At 65.9% G+C, this 14,655-nt stretch carries 17 protein-coding genes; 10 read left to right on the top strand and 7 right to left on the bottom strand.

The genetic code is table 11. From position 1 onward, the window contains the following. Positions 1–128 precede the first annotated feature (128 nt). Together ACZI8W_RS18585 and ACZI8W_RS18590 are read left to right on the top strand one after the other, a co-directional pair. A complete protein-coding gene (locus ACZI8W_RS18585) occupies positions 129–515 on the top strand; it encodes an ArsR/SmtB family transcription factor (protein ID WP_463369990.1) in 387 nt (128 codons plus the stop codon). After that, positions 512–991 carry an SRPBCC family protein gene (locus ACZI8W_RS18590; RefSeq protein ID WP_463369991.1) on the top strand — a complete coding sequence of 160 codons (480 nt, stop codon included), beginning with the start codon at positions 512–514 and terminating at the stop codon, positions 989–991. Before ACZI8W_RS18585 ends, ACZI8W_RS18590 begins: the two co-directional genes overlap by 4 nt. 28 nt (positions 992–1,019) lie before the next feature. On the opposite strand, the gene madC is transcribed toward ACZI8W_RS18590, so the two are convergent. The 3 genes from madC to mdo form a co-directional block, all read right to left on the bottom strand. Next, positions 1,020–2,546, bottom strand: a complete 1,527-nt coding sequence (madC, locus tag ACZI8W_RS18595) for a MadC family VWA domain-containing protein (RefSeq protein ID WP_463369992.1) — start codon at positions 2,544–2,546, stop codon at positions 1,020–1,022. 7 nt (positions 2,547–2,553) lie between these two features. Beyond that, the gene (locus ACZI8W_RS18600; RefSeq protein WP_463369993.1) at positions 2,554–3,669 is read right to left on the bottom strand and encodes a MadB family AAA-type ATPase; all 1,116 of its coding nucleotides are present in this window, start codon (positions 3,667–3,669) and stop codon (positions 2,554–2,556) included. Positions 3,670–3,748: 79 nt separating this feature from the next. Beyond that, the gene (mdo, locus tag ACZI8W_RS18605; protein WP_463369994.1) at positions 3,749–5,020 is read right to left on the bottom strand and encodes an NDMA-dependent methanol dehydrogenase; all 1,272 of its coding nucleotides are present in this window, start codon (positions 5,018–5,020) and stop codon (positions 3,749–3,751) included. 307 nt (positions 5,021–5,327) lie between these two features. Here mdo and ACZI8W_RS18610 point away from each other — a divergent pair, with 307 nt between their 5' ends. Beyond that, complete coding sequence (locus ACZI8W_RS18610; RefSeq protein WP_463369995.1) at positions 5,328–6,383, top strand: 2Fe-2S iron-sulfur cluster-binding protein; 1,056 nt, start codon at positions 5,328–5,330, stop codon at positions 6,381–6,383. Between the two features lie 5 nt (positions 6,384–6,388). Here the strand turns inward: ACZI8W_RS18610 and ACZI8W_RS18615 are convergent, their stop codons facing one another. After that, on the bottom strand, positions 6,389–7,648 hold the full coding sequence (locus tag ACZI8W_RS18615; RefSeq protein WP_463369996.1) for an MFS transporter: 1,260 nt from the start codon (positions 7,646–7,648) through the stop codon (positions 6,389–6,391). Between the two features lie 272 nt (positions 7,649–7,920). Here ACZI8W_RS18615 and ACZI8W_RS18620 point away from each other — a divergent pair, with 272 nt between their 5' ends. After that, positions 7,921–8,283, top strand: coding sequence for an SPW repeat domain-containing protein (locus tag ACZI8W_RS18620; RefSeq protein WP_463369997.1), 363 nt, complete (start codon positions 7,921–7,923; stop codon positions 8,281–8,283). A 141-nt stretch (positions 8,284–8,424) separates the two neighbouring features. After that, positions 8,425–9,057 carry a TetR/AcrR family transcriptional regulator gene (locus ACZI8W_RS18625; RefSeq protein ID WP_463369998.1) on the top strand — a complete coding sequence of 211 codons (633 nt, stop codon included), beginning with the start codon at positions 8,425–8,427 and terminating at the stop codon, positions 9,055–9,057. Between the two features lie 30 nt (positions 9,058–9,087). On the opposite strand, the gene ACZI8W_RS18630 is transcribed toward ACZI8W_RS18625, so the two are convergent. Together ACZI8W_RS18630 and ACZI8W_RS18635 are read right to left on the bottom strand one after the other, a co-directional pair. Next, positions 9,088–9,864, bottom strand: a complete 777-nt coding sequence (locus ACZI8W_RS18630) for a glutamate racemase (RefSeq protein WP_463369999.1) — start codon at positions 9,862–9,864, stop codon at positions 9,088–9,090. 32 nt (positions 9,865–9,896) lie between these two features. Continuing rightward, complete coding sequence (locus ACZI8W_RS18635) at positions 9,897–11,078, bottom strand: NAD(P)/FAD-dependent oxidoreductase (protein WP_463370000.1); 1,182 nt, start codon at positions 11,076–11,078, stop codon at positions 9,897–9,899. A 211-nt stretch (positions 11,079–11,289) separates the two neighbouring features. On the opposite strand from ACZI8W_RS18635, the gene ACZI8W_RS18640 reads away from it, so the two are divergent. From ACZI8W_RS18640 to ACZI8W_RS18660, 5 genes are read left to right on the top strand one after another with little or no spacing between them, the layout of a single operon-like run. Further along, positions 11,290–11,751, top strand: coding sequence for an Asp23/Gls24 family envelope stress response protein (locus ACZI8W_RS18640; protein WP_463370001.1), 462 nt, complete (start codon positions 11,290–11,292; stop codon positions 11,749–11,751). Continuing rightward, on the top strand, positions 11,748–12,071 hold the full coding sequence (locus tag ACZI8W_RS18645; RefSeq protein ID WP_463370002.1) for an Asp23/Gls24 family envelope stress response protein: 324 nt from the start codon (positions 11,748–11,750) through the stop codon (positions 12,069–12,071). The genes ACZI8W_RS18640 and ACZI8W_RS18645 overlap by 4 nt, the downstream gene beginning before the upstream one ends. Next, complete coding sequence (locus tag ACZI8W_RS18650; protein WP_463370003.1) at positions 12,071–12,265, top strand: DUF2273 domain-containing protein; 195 nt, start codon at positions 12,071–12,073, stop codon at positions 12,263–12,265. The genes ACZI8W_RS18645 and ACZI8W_RS18650 overlap by 1 nt, the downstream gene beginning before the upstream one ends. Beyond that, positions 12,258–13,295: a DUF6286 domain-containing protein gene (locus ACZI8W_RS18655; RefSeq protein WP_463370004.1), complete on the top strand. Its 1,038-nt coding sequence runs from the start codon at positions 12,258–12,260 to the stop codon at positions 13,293–13,295. The genes ACZI8W_RS18650 and ACZI8W_RS18655 overlap by 8 nt, the downstream gene beginning before the upstream one ends. Further along, entirely contained in the window at positions 13,292–13,855 is a 564-nt protein-coding gene (locus ACZI8W_RS18660; RefSeq protein ID WP_463370005.1) for a hypothetical protein, read from the top strand. The genes ACZI8W_RS18655 and ACZI8W_RS18660 overlap by 4 nt, the downstream gene beginning before the upstream one ends. Before the next feature lie 26 nt (positions 13,856–13,881). Here ACZI8W_RS18660 and ACZI8W_RS18665 read toward each other — a convergent pair whose 3' ends face one another. Further along, a complete protein-coding gene (locus tag ACZI8W_RS18665; RefSeq protein WP_463370006.1) occupies positions 13,882–14,646 on the bottom strand; it encodes a maleylpyruvate isomerase family mycothiol-dependent enzyme in 765 nt (254 codons plus the stop codon). Positions 14,647–14,655: the final 9 nt, after the last annotated feature.

A 14,655-nucleotide genomic window follows, 5' to 3' on the forward strand; every position in this document is an offset into this window, starting at 1 on the left:
TTGAGAAACTGACACCGAATCCGAGAACCTACAGCCACACGCCCTTGACAACTCCACCGACCGAGCGCAGTCTTGTTATCAACCAAAAGGTTGATAAACCAAGCGGTTGCAAAAGTGGAGGGTCCGGCATGCACGACGCGAACGACGACCAGCTCGACCTGGCGTTCACCGCCCTGGCCGATCCGCTCCGCCGCCGCATCGTCGCCCGACTCAGCCGAGGACCCGCCACCGTCAACGAACTCGCGGAACCTTTCGCGATCACCACACAGGCGATCTCGAAGCACATTCAGGTCTTGGAACACGCCGGACTCGTCACCCGCACGCGCGACGCCCAGCGCCGGCCCGTCCATCTGAATCCCGCACGGTTGGAGATGCTGACCGCCTGGATCGATCGCTACCGATTGGTCAAGGAACAGCAGTTCCGCGGTCTCGACGCCGTGCTGGCCGGGGAATCGGCCGACCCGACATCACAGAAGGTTTCCCTGAGGACCCCGCCACAGGAAGGCTCGTCATGAACAACGCCCTGACCGTCACCGTCCCCGATGACGCCCCCTTCATCGACTACGAGCGCGAATTCGACTTCCCTGTCGCCGATGTGTTCCGGGCCCACAAAGACCCCGATCTCATCGCCCAATGGCTCGGCCCGCGCGGGATGGAGATGACGATCGACCACTACGACTTCCACACCGGTGGCAGCTACCGGTACACCCACACCGACAACAATGGGTCGTACACATTCACGGGAGTCTTCCACACCGTGCGCGAGAACGAATTCGCCGTCCAGACATTCGAATTCGACGGCGTCGCCGATGTGGTGAGCATCGAATATCTGACCTTCACCGATCTCGGCGGCAGGCGTTGCCGACTCAGCGGCCACGCCGTGTACCCGAGCATGGAGGCTCGCGACGGAATGGCCTCCTCCGGCATGGAGACCGGCATGAGCGAGGGCTACGAGCAGCTCGACGAAATACTGGCGCGCGTATCGACATAGTGAACGGCCAGGCTCGGCCACGCACCGATCACCGAAGTGCGTGGCCGAGTTCCGCTGCGCGCGAGAGCAACTGTTCGCCGTCACGCGCGACGACCACGTGATCGCACACATCGGCGTACTCGGGCATCGCACATGTTGCCTGGGTCCAGTACCGTTCCGGCTCGGGCGTGATCCACGCCAGGCGGTGGACCCGTCGCCGCAATTCTTCGAGGCGGTCGACCCGAGCAGGTAGGCCGTTGCAGCGACCGTCCCCCACCACCAGAACCGACGTACGGGTGTCCAACGAGCCCGCGTGTTCGACGAGCAGTTCGTCGAGTACCCTGCCGTAATCACTGCTCGCCTCGAGATCCACGCCGGGGTGCGCAAGCACCGCCGCGAGCGCACCGTCTCCGTCCGCCGCGAGCAGTTGTTGTGTCACGTCGACCGGGCGATCCACGAACGCGACCACCCGGCAACGATGCGCGCGACCGTGCATCGCCTGCGCGAGACGCAATGTGAACGCGGTGATCGGACGGACCGACAGCGACACGTCCGCAAGCACGAGCAACCGCACGCGATCGGGACGCGGGGCGCGGACGACGAGGTGGAACGGCACTCCGTCGGTGCGCATCCCGGCCCGTGCGGTGCGGCGCATGTCGAGCCGTCCGCGAGTCAGTTCACGGGGGCGAGGTCGCGCGGGGCCGCGCATCCGCCGCAGCACCTCGTGACACGCGAGCTCGATCTCGGCTCGATCCACACCCGCCTCGTCACGAGACTCGGGGGCATCGACCTCTCCCGCACCGGACGGGCTCACACCGGCCAACGACGCCACGAACGCTTCGACTGCCTCGACGAGACGGCTCAGTTGTGCTTCGGTAAGGGGATCGTCGGGGACGTCACCGCCGTACATCCGGTGCGGGTCATAGGCATCGAGCCACGCGAGGATCGAGGCGGGATCGTCCCACGACAGCGATCCGACAACTGCGGCGCCCGGATCTGCGGACAGTTCCCCGACCGTCGTCGAACCGGCCCGCTCGACGTCGACCGTGTAGGTCACACCGCGCCGGCCCGAGTCGGCGCCGGTATCGACCGACAGCTCGGCATCGGACGACGTCATCGACACATCGTCGTCGTCCTTGTGCGGATTGAAGCCCTTCTCGGCCTCCGGAGTGTCGAAGTGATCGCCGACCTCGGCGGCACGCTCGTTGTATTCGGCGTAGCGGGCGATGCTCGGGTCGTCGTCGATCTCGAGTGCGGTGGGAAGGGCGTCGGCGAACTGTGCGCGCAGTGGGTCTCGACCGGAGCAGGCCGTAGCCGTGTCGATCGCGCCGAACAGTTCGTCGAAAGCGTGCTCGAAACCCGCGCGTTCGTGCGGATACTTCGCGCACACCGCACGCAGGCACGACCGCAGTGCCACGCGATCGCGGGCTCCCACGATTCCGAAAACCCGCCGCACTTCGATGGTTTCGGCGGGTGACGCCGCGACACCGTGCTTGCGCAGCATCAGCCCGAAGACTGCGGACACCACGTCGAGCGGATATCCGGCTCGCCGCCGCGAGGCGGCGTTCACAAGCATGACGCGATCACCGCCGTGCACCGCTGGCGGCCGTGCCGCGGCCACCACCACCACGACCCCGGAACACCGCCGTGGTGGTGTTGGCGGGACTCGAAGCCACAGTCACGCGCTCGGCGGGACTCGAAGCCACAGTCACGCGCTCGGCGGGGCTCGAAGCCACAGTCACGCGCTCGGCCTCCCCGGCAGGGACTGGCGGCGCACCAGGAACTGCGCCGTCGAGACGATTCTTCGCGAGGTCGGCGTCTCCGGTGTACTTCAGCAAGGTGGACAGCAGCACGTCGCGCATGTCGATGACGGGATCCGATTCGGGTGCACCGCTTTCCATCACGGATGCTGCGCGTGCCGCATCGATGACCTCGGAAATGGACGGGCTCTTCCGAAGCGGCAGGTCGCGCAGGGTACGCGCCAGCTCGACGACCTTCCCCGCGGTATCGGAACGCACTTCGGGTGCACGCGCGGTCACGATCTCCCGTTCCCGTTCGAGCGCGGGGTACCCCACGTGGTAGTGGAGGCAGCGGCGCTTGAGAGCAGGAGACAGTTCCCGGGTGTCGTTGGATGTGAGGATCACCCACGGCGTCGAACGGGCGGTGAACGTGCCAACCTCGGGGATCGTGACCTGGCGCTCGGCGAGGACCTCCAGCAGCAGTGCCTCCATGGACTCCTCGGTGCGGTCCACTTCGTCGACGAGGAGCACCACAGGCTCCGGCGAGAGCACGGCTTCAAGCAACGGACGGACCGAGAGGAACGACTCGGAGTAGAGACCGAAATCCTGGTCCGCAAGGAAGCGGGAGGCGTCGGCGATGTCGGGGTACTGACCGAGAAGCTCTCCGATACGGTCGCGCAGCATCTGTACGTGCAGCAATTGTTTGGCGTAGTCCCACTCGTACAGCGCGCGGCTGTCGTCGAGACCCTCGTAGCACTGCAGCCGGACGAGTTTGCGGTCTCCTACTGCGGCGAGCGCCTTGGCAAGTTCGGTTTTGCCCACACCAGCCGGTCCTTCGAGCAACAACGGGCGCTCGAGTGCGGTAGCGAGATGAACGACCGTCGCGAATTCGTCGTCGGCAATGTAGTCGTGCCGGCGCAGCGCTTCCTTCAGTTCCGCGCCGTTGGAGAAGGTGGTCATGGATCCTCCGGTGCATGTGGGATCGCACCCGGGAGCGGGCAGGGGGGCAGGCCGCTCCCGGGCGCGAGGTCTGAACGGGTCAGTACGTTTCGTTGATGCAGTGATCGACGACGGGAATCATCGATTCGACGGTGACCTCGCGGGGGTTGCCCGGGGTGCACCAGTCTCCCTGGATGTGCTCCGAGATCGCCCGCACGGTCTTCTCGTCACCCGGAATGGTGTCTCCGCGCCCGGCGTACTTCCCGGTGTTCATCCGGTTCTTCTCGTACGAGTCGGTGCGGACCTGACCGAGGTTGTCGGGAATACCGACATCCTTTGCAAGCCGGATCGCGGCCTCGACGGCTGCATCGGCTGCCTGGACGGTGGTCATGTTCCGGGTGTCGATCCCCATCGCGGTGGCGATGCGCGCGTAGTTCTCATATCGCGAGGGCAGGTTGTATTCCCACACCCGGGGAAGTGCGATCGCGTTGTTGAGACCGTGGTGGCTGTCGAAGAACGCTGACGTCGCGTGCGAGATGGAGTGCACGATACCGAGACCACCGGAGTTGAAGGCCTGCGCGGCGATGTACTGAGCGTTCATCATGCCCTCGCGTGCCTTGAGATTCCGCGGCTCGAATACGGCCTCCCTCAGGTGCTTCGAGACGAGCTCGATCGAGTACAGGGCGTTGCCGAGCGACGGCGCGAAATCCAGACGCGAGACGTAGGGCTCGGAGCCGTGTGCGAGAACGTCGAAGCCGCAGTACGCCGTGAAGTGTTGCGGGCAAGTGTAGTAGAGCAGCGGGTCGTCGATGGCCAGGGTGACGATCGTCGCCTCGTCGAAGCCGACCCATTTGTGTGGGTGATCCATGTCGGAGGTGTCGGTGATGACGTAGGCCCAGGAGGTCTCCGAACCGGTGCCGGCCGTGGTGGACACGGCGATATGGGGCGGGTTCTCCTTGTTGGTGGACTTCGCGAAACCTTCGAACTCGTTGATGTTGCGGCCGTCGTGGGCGATCACGACGCGCGCGCCCTTCGCGGCGTCGTGGCTCGAGCCACCTCCGACGGAGATGATCGAGTCGCACTTCTCCTTCTGGTACAGCGCCGCGGCTTCCATGACGTTGTAGTCCTTGGGGTTGGACTCGACCTTGTCGTAGAGGACGACCTCGACACCTTGGTACTCGATCTTGCCGACGAGTTCGTCGATGATCCCCGAGCCCCGCAGGCCGGTGGTCATCAGAAGTGTGCGCTTGAACCCCAGATTCTTGGCCTCGACACCGATGATGTCGTGAGCCCCGACTCCCATGAGAGCGCGCGGGAACGGATGGAACTCCTTGATCGGAAAGTCCCAGATCTGGTTCAACTCGATTGCCATCGTGATTCTCCTCGATTGTCGGCGGGGATGATCGGCCGGTGTGATGTACGCCTCATGCACGACCAACGATCGGCCAGGGAGTTCACACAGAGAAGGGCTGCACGCGAAAACCGTCCGGTCGCAGCGCCAGGACCGTCCGACCGGGCAGGCCGGCCGGCGCCGACCGGGTGGGCAGCGCATCCCCGCCCCGCTCCCGGTAGCGTGTCGGTGCCGCCCTTTCGGCTGGTATTCTTCAAACTAGAACACGTTCTAGAACTGTGGCGAGCCGCACATCGCGGCCCTGCGCTTGCACGAGAGGTGACCTACCATGACGACCGTCGAGGTGCCGCACGGATCGCGATCGGTGATTCTCACCGTCTCTGCCGTCATCGAGGAGACATCCGACAGCCGCTCGATCGTCTTCGCGGTGCCCGAGGACATGCGCGAGAAGTTCGAGTACAAACCCGGCCAGTTCCTGACGCTGCGCATTCCGAGCGACCGAACGGGCTCGGTCGCGCGGTGCTACTCCCTGGCGAGTTCACCCTTCACCGACGACGCCCCCAAGGTGACGATCAAGCGCACCGCCGACGGGTACGGCTCCAACTGGTTGTGCGACAGCATCTCGGCCGGCGACAGCCTCGAGGTCCTCCCTCCGTCCGGCGTCTTCACGCCGAAGTCCTTCGACCACGACTTCCTGCTCTTCGCCGCAGGCAGCGGCATCACCCCGGTCATCTCCATCCTCAAGTCCGCACTGACGGAGGGATCCGGCAAGGTCGCGCTCGTCTACGCCAACCGCGACGAGAAGTCGGTGATCTTCGCCGAGGAACTGCGCGCACTCGGCGAGAAGTACGCCGACCGGCTCACGATCGTCCACTGGCTCGAATCGGTGCAAGGTCTGCCCACGGCTACACAGCTCGCCACCATCGCAGCCCCGTTCGCCGATCGTGAAGCGTTCATGTGCGGGCCAGGACCGTTCATGGACGCGGTGCACCAGGCGCTCCACGATGCCGGCATGCCGCGCACCAGCGTGCACGCCGAGGTGTTCAATTCGCTCGCCGGTGATCCGTTCGCCGACCACGAACCCGTCGAGATCAGCGACGAGGAGGCCGCCGACGCTGCAACCGTCGAGGTCGAACTCGACGGCGAAGTCCACACACTGTCATGGCCCCGCAAACAGACACTCGTCGACATCATGCTGGCCAAAGGTATCGACGTGCCCTACTCGTGCCAGGAAGGCGAGTGCGGCTCATGCGCATGCACCGTCCTCGAAGGCAAGGTCGAGATGGAACACTGCGATGTCCTCGATCCCGAGGACATCGAGGCGGGATACATCCTGGGCTGCCAGGCGCGCCCCGTCACGGACACGCTCAAAATCGAATTCTGACGTCGTCAGTGCGCCTGCGGCGCTGACGCGGGTGCTACCTCCTCGAGGCGCACCGGCTCCGGCTTCGACCGACGCACCATCAGCACACCTCCAGCCGTGAGCGCGAGTGTGGCCACGATCGTGCTGTAACCGACGGCCGTGGCGGTGAGCCCGATCATGCCCGTGGCCACGCCGGCAGCGATCGCGGGGACCGAGAAGGCGAGGTAGCAGACCACGAAGGTGGTCGCGAAGATCTGTGCGCGCTGGTTGGGGCGCCCCAGCCCGCTGACGATGCCCATGGCACCCACGAACGTCGATCCCCAGCCGAACCCTGCAATCGCGGTGCCCACGAAGTACAACGACGCCACGCCGGACAACAGCGCGCCCACCACCACGACGACACCGACCGAGAGAAGACCCACGCCGATCACGACGACGCGTAGCTCGGCGAAACGTCGCATGGTCACCGCTGCGACCGACCCCGACGTGAACAGGGCCGCGACGGCGAGCCCGGCAACAAGCCGGTTGTCGATGCCGAACACCACATCGACAATCGACGTCCCCAACGACATGTACAGCCCGCCGAGCGCCCACGCCGACATCAGGCAGGGCAGCACCGAGAAGAACTGTGCGCGCGCGTCTCGGGGTAGCGCCACGCTCGGTTTCAGGGCGCGCAGCGCGTCGCCCCGCGAAGCGAACCCTTCGGGCTTCGACCTCTCCGGCACGAACGCGAGAGCGACGACGATCGCTGTCGCGAGGACCCCGACGATCGCATAACTCAGTACCGTCGGGAACGGAGCGAACTGCACCAGCAGACCGGCGCCCGCAGCGCCCAACCCCAACCCCAGCGACGGCGCGATGCTGTTGATCAGCGGTCCGATCTTGGGATTGGGTTGCAGATCGATCACGCCGGCGGCGAGTGCGCCCGTGGCCGTACCCACCGCCATCCCCTGGATGATGCGCGCCGCGATCAACCATCCGGCATTGTCCGCGAAGATGAACACGACCATCGAGATCGCGAGAATCAGCATCGCCGCCGCGACGATCGGACGGCGCCCGATCCGGTCGGACAGCGAACCGACGGTAAGCAGGGTGGCGAGCAGAGAAACGACGTAGATCGCGAAGACCACGGTGAGCGTGGCCGCCGAGAATCCCCACATCTGCTGGTACACGGGGTAGAGAGGCGACGGTGCCGCAGACGACGCCGTGAGGACGAATGCCCCCACCCCCATGACCGCAAAGCCGAATATGCGTGACCTGGCATCGGGTGGGGCAGGCGGAACCATCGAACCTCCATCGGGCAAACCGGCAACAATCACGCAAGAGACGAATACACATCTGCACACGGCAGTAGCGCCGCACTGCGCCGCTACTGCAGACGAAACGCTCTCCGTGAGCCGAATATTTCGCCGAGGTCACGATCGCGCCCGTGAACCCTGACTCACCTGCGGAAATGGTTATCACTGCGCAATGGTCCCGGATATTGACCGACCGGTCGATCAGGCCTATACCGAAAGTGAGGGACATCCTCACGAACACATTCCACAAGGAGGCAACCATGTTCTCCGACAGTCGGCTGCAGGACTATGTAGCCGTCGTCCTGGGCGTCTTCGCCGCCCTGTCACCACTCTGGCTGGACACGAACACCAACGCCACGTGGTCACTCATCGTCCTCGGTGTGCTCGTCGCCCTGTGCGGCATCGCGCAGATCGCGCGTCCCACGATGGCCGAGATCGACTACGCAATGGGAGTCTTCGGCGCCCTGCTGTTCCTCTCCCCGTGGGTCATGTCGTACACCGCGTTCGGCGGCGCAGCGTGGACCGCGTGGATCGTCGGCGTACTGACCGTGGTCGTCGCGGTCGCTGCGCTACCCGCCATGAACACCCGCATGCACGGAGGTCGCTTGGCAACCCACCACTGAGTGCACTACCGGCACTCACTACACCGCTGGCACTGAATCACACTGCTGGCACTGAATCCGGTCGCTGTCCCCGAAAGTGGGACCGGTCGCCTCCGACGCCACTTTCCGGGTCAGCGATCGCCTCTCCTCCGGAGGTGATCGGTGAGCACCCGGCGCGCCACCCCGAACCCCACCACCCGCATCCGCATCCTCGACGCAGCCGAGGCTCTGTTCGCGGAGCAAGGTTTCGACTCGACCGCCACCACCGCGATCGCAACTGCCGCACACGTACCGAAGGGCCTGATCTTCTACTACTTCCCCACCAAGGAAGCGATCCTCGACGCACTGATCGCCGAACGACTCCCCACCGAACCGATCTCCGACGTCATCGCACTCGTTGCACCGGGAGATCCGGCAACGAGCCTGGTCAATCTGGACGCCGCACTGAACCTCGGGCAGAACGAGTCCTCGGTGCTCCGCGTGATCGTCTGGCGGGAGGCCGAAACGCACACCGATGTGCGTACTCACGTGCAGGCTCTCCGCACGCACCTTCACGACACGACGATGCGCGTTCTGCAAGCGAGTTCACCGATACCGGTGTCGGTGAGTGCCCTGCGGACCGCGGCGACAACATGGGTATCGGCGATGCTCTCGGCGGCCACGACAGATCGTCTGTTCGGGCGCGACGGTCTACCACGGGCCCGCGAGGAACTGAGGAACGTTGCCCGCTTGATCGCAGCAGGCATGTCCGGGATGACACCGCTACCGAGGATGTTCGCCCGCGCCTGGGTGTGACAGACAGATCGGGTACCGGTCGGCCACAAGTCAGCCGATGGGGTTCGGGGTCGTCCCGAGCAGATCGCGTCCGGCCGCGAACGCGCGGGCGCCGGACGGAAGGTCGCCGCGCTCACCGCTGAGAAAGACCTCGACGCGCCCCGACCCCGCCGATACCCGGCCGAGCGCGTCGATGCGTCGGAGAGTCTGCTGCGCGACGGCTTCGGCGCTGTCGAACAGACGCACCCCGGTCGGCAGCTTCGCAACGATCGTGTCCGCGACGAGCGGATAGTGCGTACACCCGAGGACGATCCCCTCGACATCGCGGGGCGTGCGCTCGACGGCCGACGCGATCGCGGCAGACGCGCCGTCTCTGTCGCCGCGGTCGATTGCGTCGGCGAGACCGTGGCACGCGACTCCGACGACCTCGCTACCGTTCGCGAACCGGGAAATCAGATCTGCCTGATACCGGCTCGCTGTGGTCGCCGCAGTCGCCCAGATCGCGACCGACCCGCATGTCGCAGCCGCCGGTTTGATCGCGGGTACCGTGCCGACCACGGGCACACCGTCGCCGAGATCAGCGCGCACGTGCTCGAGTGCGGTGACGGACGCCGTGTTGCACGGCAGCACCACGACGTCGGCCCCCCGCTCGACTGCCCTCCGCGCCGTCGTGACCACACGGTCGATCACCCAGTCCGACGGCTTCGGGCCCCACGGAGCGCCCGCGGGATCCATCGACAGCATCAGGTCGAGGCCGGGGCGTAGGCGTCGCAACCACGCCGACGTCGGCAGCAGCCCGAAACCCGAGTCGATGAGCGCAACGATCACCCTACGAATCTAACGGGTCCGGGCCACCGGGATCACGCCATGGTAGCGAGCAACTCCTCGATGGGGGCTCCCGCCGCGATTTTCATCCGATTCTTCATCACCTGAGCCGGCATACCGCCACCGACGACACCGACGAGCCGGCCGTCGCGTTCGTAGAACGCGAGGAACTTGCGGCCATCGTCGCGCACCACGTGCACGGTGTCGTCGCCACGTACCGCACCGAGCCCCTGGATCTTGATCTCGTACTGGTCGCTCCAGAAGTAGGGCACCGCCGACGCGACACCCACGTCGCCCGAGACCAGGGCCTTCACGAGCACCGTGGCCTGTTCACCCGCATTGGTCCAGTGTTCGATGCGCTTGCGACCACCGTCGGGAAGCTGCCAGGACGCGACGTCTCCGACCGCCCAGACGTGCGGCGCCGACGCATGGCCCACCTCGTCACACACGACACCGTTGTCGAGTTCGATACCCGAACCGTCGAGCCATTCGGTGACCGGGATCGATCCGATACCGAGCACGACCAGATCGACGTCGACCTCGGACCCGTCACCGAGTACCGCAGAAGTGACGCGCTCGTCGCCGCGCAGTTCGGTCAGGCCCACCCCGGCGCGCACATCGACCCCCTCTTCCGCGTGCAGCCTCGAGACCAACGAGCCGACCTCGGTGCCGAGAACGGACGCCAGTGGGGCCTCCTGCGGCTCGACGAGTACGACCTCGACTCCCTTCGTACGCAGGCTCGCCGCCACCTCGCACCCGATGAACCCGGCCCCGACCACGAGGGCGCGGGCCCCCGGTTCGACCTCGTCCCGTAGAGCACGGCTGTCGTCCATCGACCGCAGGACATGCACGCCGGCGAGTTCCTTCAGGCCCGGGATCCGACGCGGCCGCAGACCCGTCGCAATCACCAGTTCGTCGTAGTGCAGATCCGACCCGTCGGCGAACGCAACGGTCTGCGCCGCCGTGTCCACGGACACAGCGGGGCTGTCCAGCCGCAGATCGATCTTCTGCTCGTCGAAGAACGCCTGCGGGCGCAAGGTGGTGTCGTCGCGGTCGCCCCGGAGGACATCCTTCGACAGCGGTGGACGGTCGTACGGCAGGTGTGCCTCATCGCCCACCAGGACCAGCTCCCCCTCGAACCCTGCGCGGCGTAATTCCTCCGCGGTCCGCACACCGGCGAGTCCCGCTCCGACAACGACGATCCGATCAACTGCCACCTGAGTCCATCCTCCTGAGGTCGTGACATGTGCCACGCGAGTGCTTCGGGTCTTCATACCAAATCAGGGTGACCGTGAACAGAGTGCCGTTGCTTCTGCGCGGCACATCACTCCCGATCCGGCGGATACTTAGAGTCGACGTACAACGCAGATCTCCACACACGACCGGCACAGCCCCACCGACACCAGTTACCGAACCGAGGAGTGTTTCATGACGAGCGACAGCGGCGCAGGTATCAGCCGCGTGCAATTCGGGACCGGATCCTCGCCCGGCCCCATCGACACCCAGGGGCGCACCGTCATCGCCGATGCCGTCGTCGCGAAGATCGCGGGTATCGCCACCCGCGAGATCAATGGGGTGTTCGACGTCGGCGCCGGAACCGCACGCGTCGTCGGGGCCCTGCGCGACCGCATTCCGGGAGCTCGCATCAATCACGGTCAGGGAGTCGCGGTCGAAGTCGGTGAGACCCAGGCCGCGATCGACATCGGTATCGTGGCGGAATACGGCGTAGCCCTCCACGAACTGGCCATCGCCATTCGCCACAACGTGATCGCGGCCGTCGAGCGCATGACCGGACTCGAAGTCACCGAAGTCAACATCACGGTGTTCGACGTCGTCCTCCCGGACGAGGCAGCGGACGCCGCAGCGGAGCAGAAGCCGCGCGTGCAGTGATTCCGAACAGCGGTGAAGCCGACCTCGCCGATGAGGTTGCGGACACGGTGCTGAGCATCGCCGGAATCGCCGGCCTGCACGGTGGCGAGTTCGGCGAGATCGCCACGTACCTACCCGGCCGGCGGGTCACCGGAATCCGGCTGGGCCCCGGCGGGTGCGAAGTCCATGTGACGGCCCTCTTTCCCGCCGACCTTCCCCTGCTCGGGGAGACCGTGCGCCGATACGTCGAACCCCTCGTCGACGGACCGGTGCGCGTGGTGTTCCAGGACATCCGAGATCCGCTCGCCGACCAGATCTCCGAAGAGAAACAGGTGACATGATGAATCACACCCCTACGACAAATACCGTCGTCGGACTCATCGCGGGCCTGTTGCTCGCGCTCGCCGGAATCTTCGGCGGATTCAGCGGTCTGCTGTTCGCGGTGTTGCTCGGTGCACTGGGTGCCGCCATCGGCGCGCACCGCGACGGCATCCTCGATCTGGGCGCTCTGTTGCGAAGCCGTGGCCGTGGCTGATCCTCCAGCACCGACCGCGCCATCCGATCCGGAACCGGTCGACCTCGTAGGATCACGCGGCAGCCTGACCATCAAAGACCGTGCCATCGAACGGGTGGCAGCGGCCGCCGCGCTGCAGGTGCCCGGGGTCGTCCGGCAGAGCAGCAATCTGAGCCTGCTGACGGGCCGCGAACTGCCCCGCGCCGAGGTAATCACCGCGGGCAGCGCCGTCGCGGTCAATCTGTACATCGCGGCGGAATGGCCCTACGATGCCGCTGCGCTCACGCGGCGCGTACACGGCGCCGTCGCGCGGCATCTGCACGAGTACACCGGTCTCGTGGTGCACGACCTCAATGTACTGATCGTGTCGACCGCGCAGGCAGTCGAAGACGAGCCAGCCGAGCAATCCGTGCCGGTCGAGTATCTGGAATCCGACATCGTCGCAGGCCAAAACGCGCCTCGCTCCGACATCCCCGTGGTGCCACCACTTCCGCCGCTCGCCACACCGGTCGCCGCACCCGCCGCGGCCCTCATCGCGATCGGAGCTCTCGGTCTCGCGTTCGTCGCGGCACGGGAACTGCTCATCGTGCGCGGCACCTACGCCGGCGCACCCTGGATCCGAAACTCGTTCGAATGGTTCGGCAGGCTGCACTGGCATTCGTGGATAGCACCCGTAGCGGTGATGCTGGTCCTCCTCGGCCTCACCGCGATTGCCGTCGCCTTGAAGCCGCGCAGGCGCACCCACCTGCCACTGAGGCTGTCCGGTTCGGTTCCGACCGTCTGGATGCGACGGACCGATATCGCCCGCATGTGCAGCGCACGAGCGTCCGCGTTGCCCGGGGTACTCAACGCACGGACCGTCGTCGACCGCAGGCGCGCACTCATCCGTGTGGTCGCGGCGGCCGATGCTACCGTCGACGACCTGAGTGCCACCATCCGCGCCGAAGTAGAACCGCGGCTGATGCTGCTGGCAGATCCGATTCCGCTGGTCCTGAAAGTGTCGCGCCACGAAGCGAACACCTCCTCCACTGGAACGGAAATCCTGCCGTGAAACTCCGCACCGTACTCGTCAATCGGTTCTTCGCGTTTGTGGTGGGGTGTGCACTCCTCGCCGCAGGTGCGTTCGCACTGGCATGGGTGTGGCGCGTGCCGTTCGCACGCGAGCGACTCGCCGACCTCGACCGGCCACTCATCATGGATCTACCCGATCAACCGTGGTGGACCGCGGCGTTGTGGATCGTCCTGGCCGCGGGGTGCGCGATCGGGATCGTGCTGTTGGTGGTGAACCTGTCGCGGCGACGGACCTCGACCGTGGAGTTGTACGACGAGGTCACCGACGCAACACTCGGCGTCGACCTCGGTCCGGTCGCCACCGGAGTGGCGCGAGAACTCGAAACGTTTCCCGGTGTCCGGTCGGTGCGTGGTCGCGCGGTCGTGGAACGGCACCTGCCTACGCTATCGGTGACCGTCCACGCCGAACCCGGCATCGATGTCCCCGAGTTCACGGCGGCCGCCGAGGACGCCGCGCGTCGTGCCGCTGCCGCGGTCGGTGGTGCCCGGGTCGCGACCCAGGTGCTGCTGCATCTGGACCCCGCCGGAGAGTTTCACTGATCCGCGACCGGGTCCCGGCCGTCCGGTCAGAACGGAACCTGCACGGCGAGGATGCCTGTTGCCGGACCGCGCCCCGACAGAATCCGGCAGAACTCCACCGCATCGAGTTCGATGGGATGCGCACCTGCTCCGGTACTCCACCGCCCACCCGCCGGGCCGGTCAGACGAAGATCGATCGGCTGCCGGTGGCGGACCTTCCACTCGTCGACCACATCGGCCACGAGTGCTCCGTCGTGGTCGGCCGTCAGGACCATCGACTCACCGGTCGCTCTGCAGATGTCCACCCTGTGCATCCACGGGTCGCGGGTGAGAATGACGTCGAGCAAGTACCCGATCGTCCACCGCTCCTCGACTTCACCGACCATTTGAACCTGCGGCATCGCGTGTGACCGCACGAACGACGGGGTTCGAGCACGAACTCGTGCGGCCCGCATCCCGGAAGTCCTGTAATCCGAACCCAGCCGTTCGGTGTCGCGACCCGAGAACTTCTCGACCTGATGGGCAGTGAGTGCATCGAGGAACTCGGCATCCGCGTGTCTCGCAGCGGAGAGTTGACGCACCATTTCGACGAGCGATTCGGCCATGCGGGCCATGCCGAAAGCGTGGGCGGCGACGGCGCGCACGTTCCAACCGGGGCAGTCGGTCGATCGGCTCCAGCTTTCAGGGGGAAGTCTGTCCAGCAGATCGGCGAACCTCCCGTACTCGGTCGCGGCGAGGTGCATCGCGAGATCCCGCTCCATCATCGGCCGCCGGGGTCGCATCGCGGTCTTCGGTGTGGTTGTTGCAGCCATCGGACACTC

The sequence above is a fragment of the Rhodococcus ruitaii genome (genome assembly GCF_055230935.1).

What these genes read in the sequence shown, in the direction of transcription:
- ACZI8W_RS18585 (WP_463369990.1), top strand. Translation starts at nt 129, where the DNA reads ATGCACGACGCGAACGACGACCAGCTCGACCTGGCGTTCACCGCCCTG.
- ACZI8W_RS18590 (WP_463369991.1), top strand. Translation starts at nt 512, where the DNA reads ATGAACAACGCCCTGACCGTCACCGTCCCCGATGACGCCCCCTTCATC.
- madC (WP_463369992.1), bottom strand. Translation starts at nt 2,546, where the DNA reads ATGCTTGTGAACGCCGCCTCGCGGCGGCGAGCCGGATATCCGCTCGAC.
- ACZI8W_RS18600 (WP_463369993.1), bottom strand. Translation starts at nt 3,669, where the DNA reads ATGACCACCTTCTCCAACGGCGCGGAACTGAAGGAAGCGCTGCGCCGG.
- mdo (WP_463369994.1), bottom strand. Translation starts at nt 5,020, where the DNA reads ATGGCAATCGAGTTGAACCAGATCTGGGACTTTCCGATCAAGGAGTTC.
- ACZI8W_RS18610 (WP_463369995.1), top strand. Translation starts at nt 5,328, where the DNA reads ATGACGACCGTCGAGGTGCCGCACGGATCGCGATCGGTGATTCTCACC.
- ACZI8W_RS18615 (WP_463369996.1), bottom strand. Translation starts at nt 7,648, where the DNA reads ATGGTTCCGCCTGCCCCACCCGATGCCAGGTCACGCATATTCGGCTTT.
- ACZI8W_RS18620 (WP_463369997.1), top strand. Translation starts at nt 7,921, where the DNA reads ATGTTCTCCGACAGTCGGCTGCAGGACTATGTAGCCGTCGTCCTGGGC.
- ACZI8W_RS18640 (WP_463370001.1), top strand. Translation starts at nt 11,290, where the DNA reads ATGACGAGCGACAGCGGCGCAGGTATCAGCCGCGTGCAATTCGGGACC.
- ACZI8W_RS18650 (WP_463370003.1), top strand. Translation starts at nt 12,071, where the DNA reads ATGAATCACACCCCTACGACAAATACCGTCGTCGGACTCATCGCGGGC.
- ACZI8W_RS18665 (WP_463370006.1), bottom strand. Translation starts at nt 14,646, where the DNA reads ATGGCTGCAACAACCACACCGAAGACCGCGATGCGACCCCGGCGGCCG.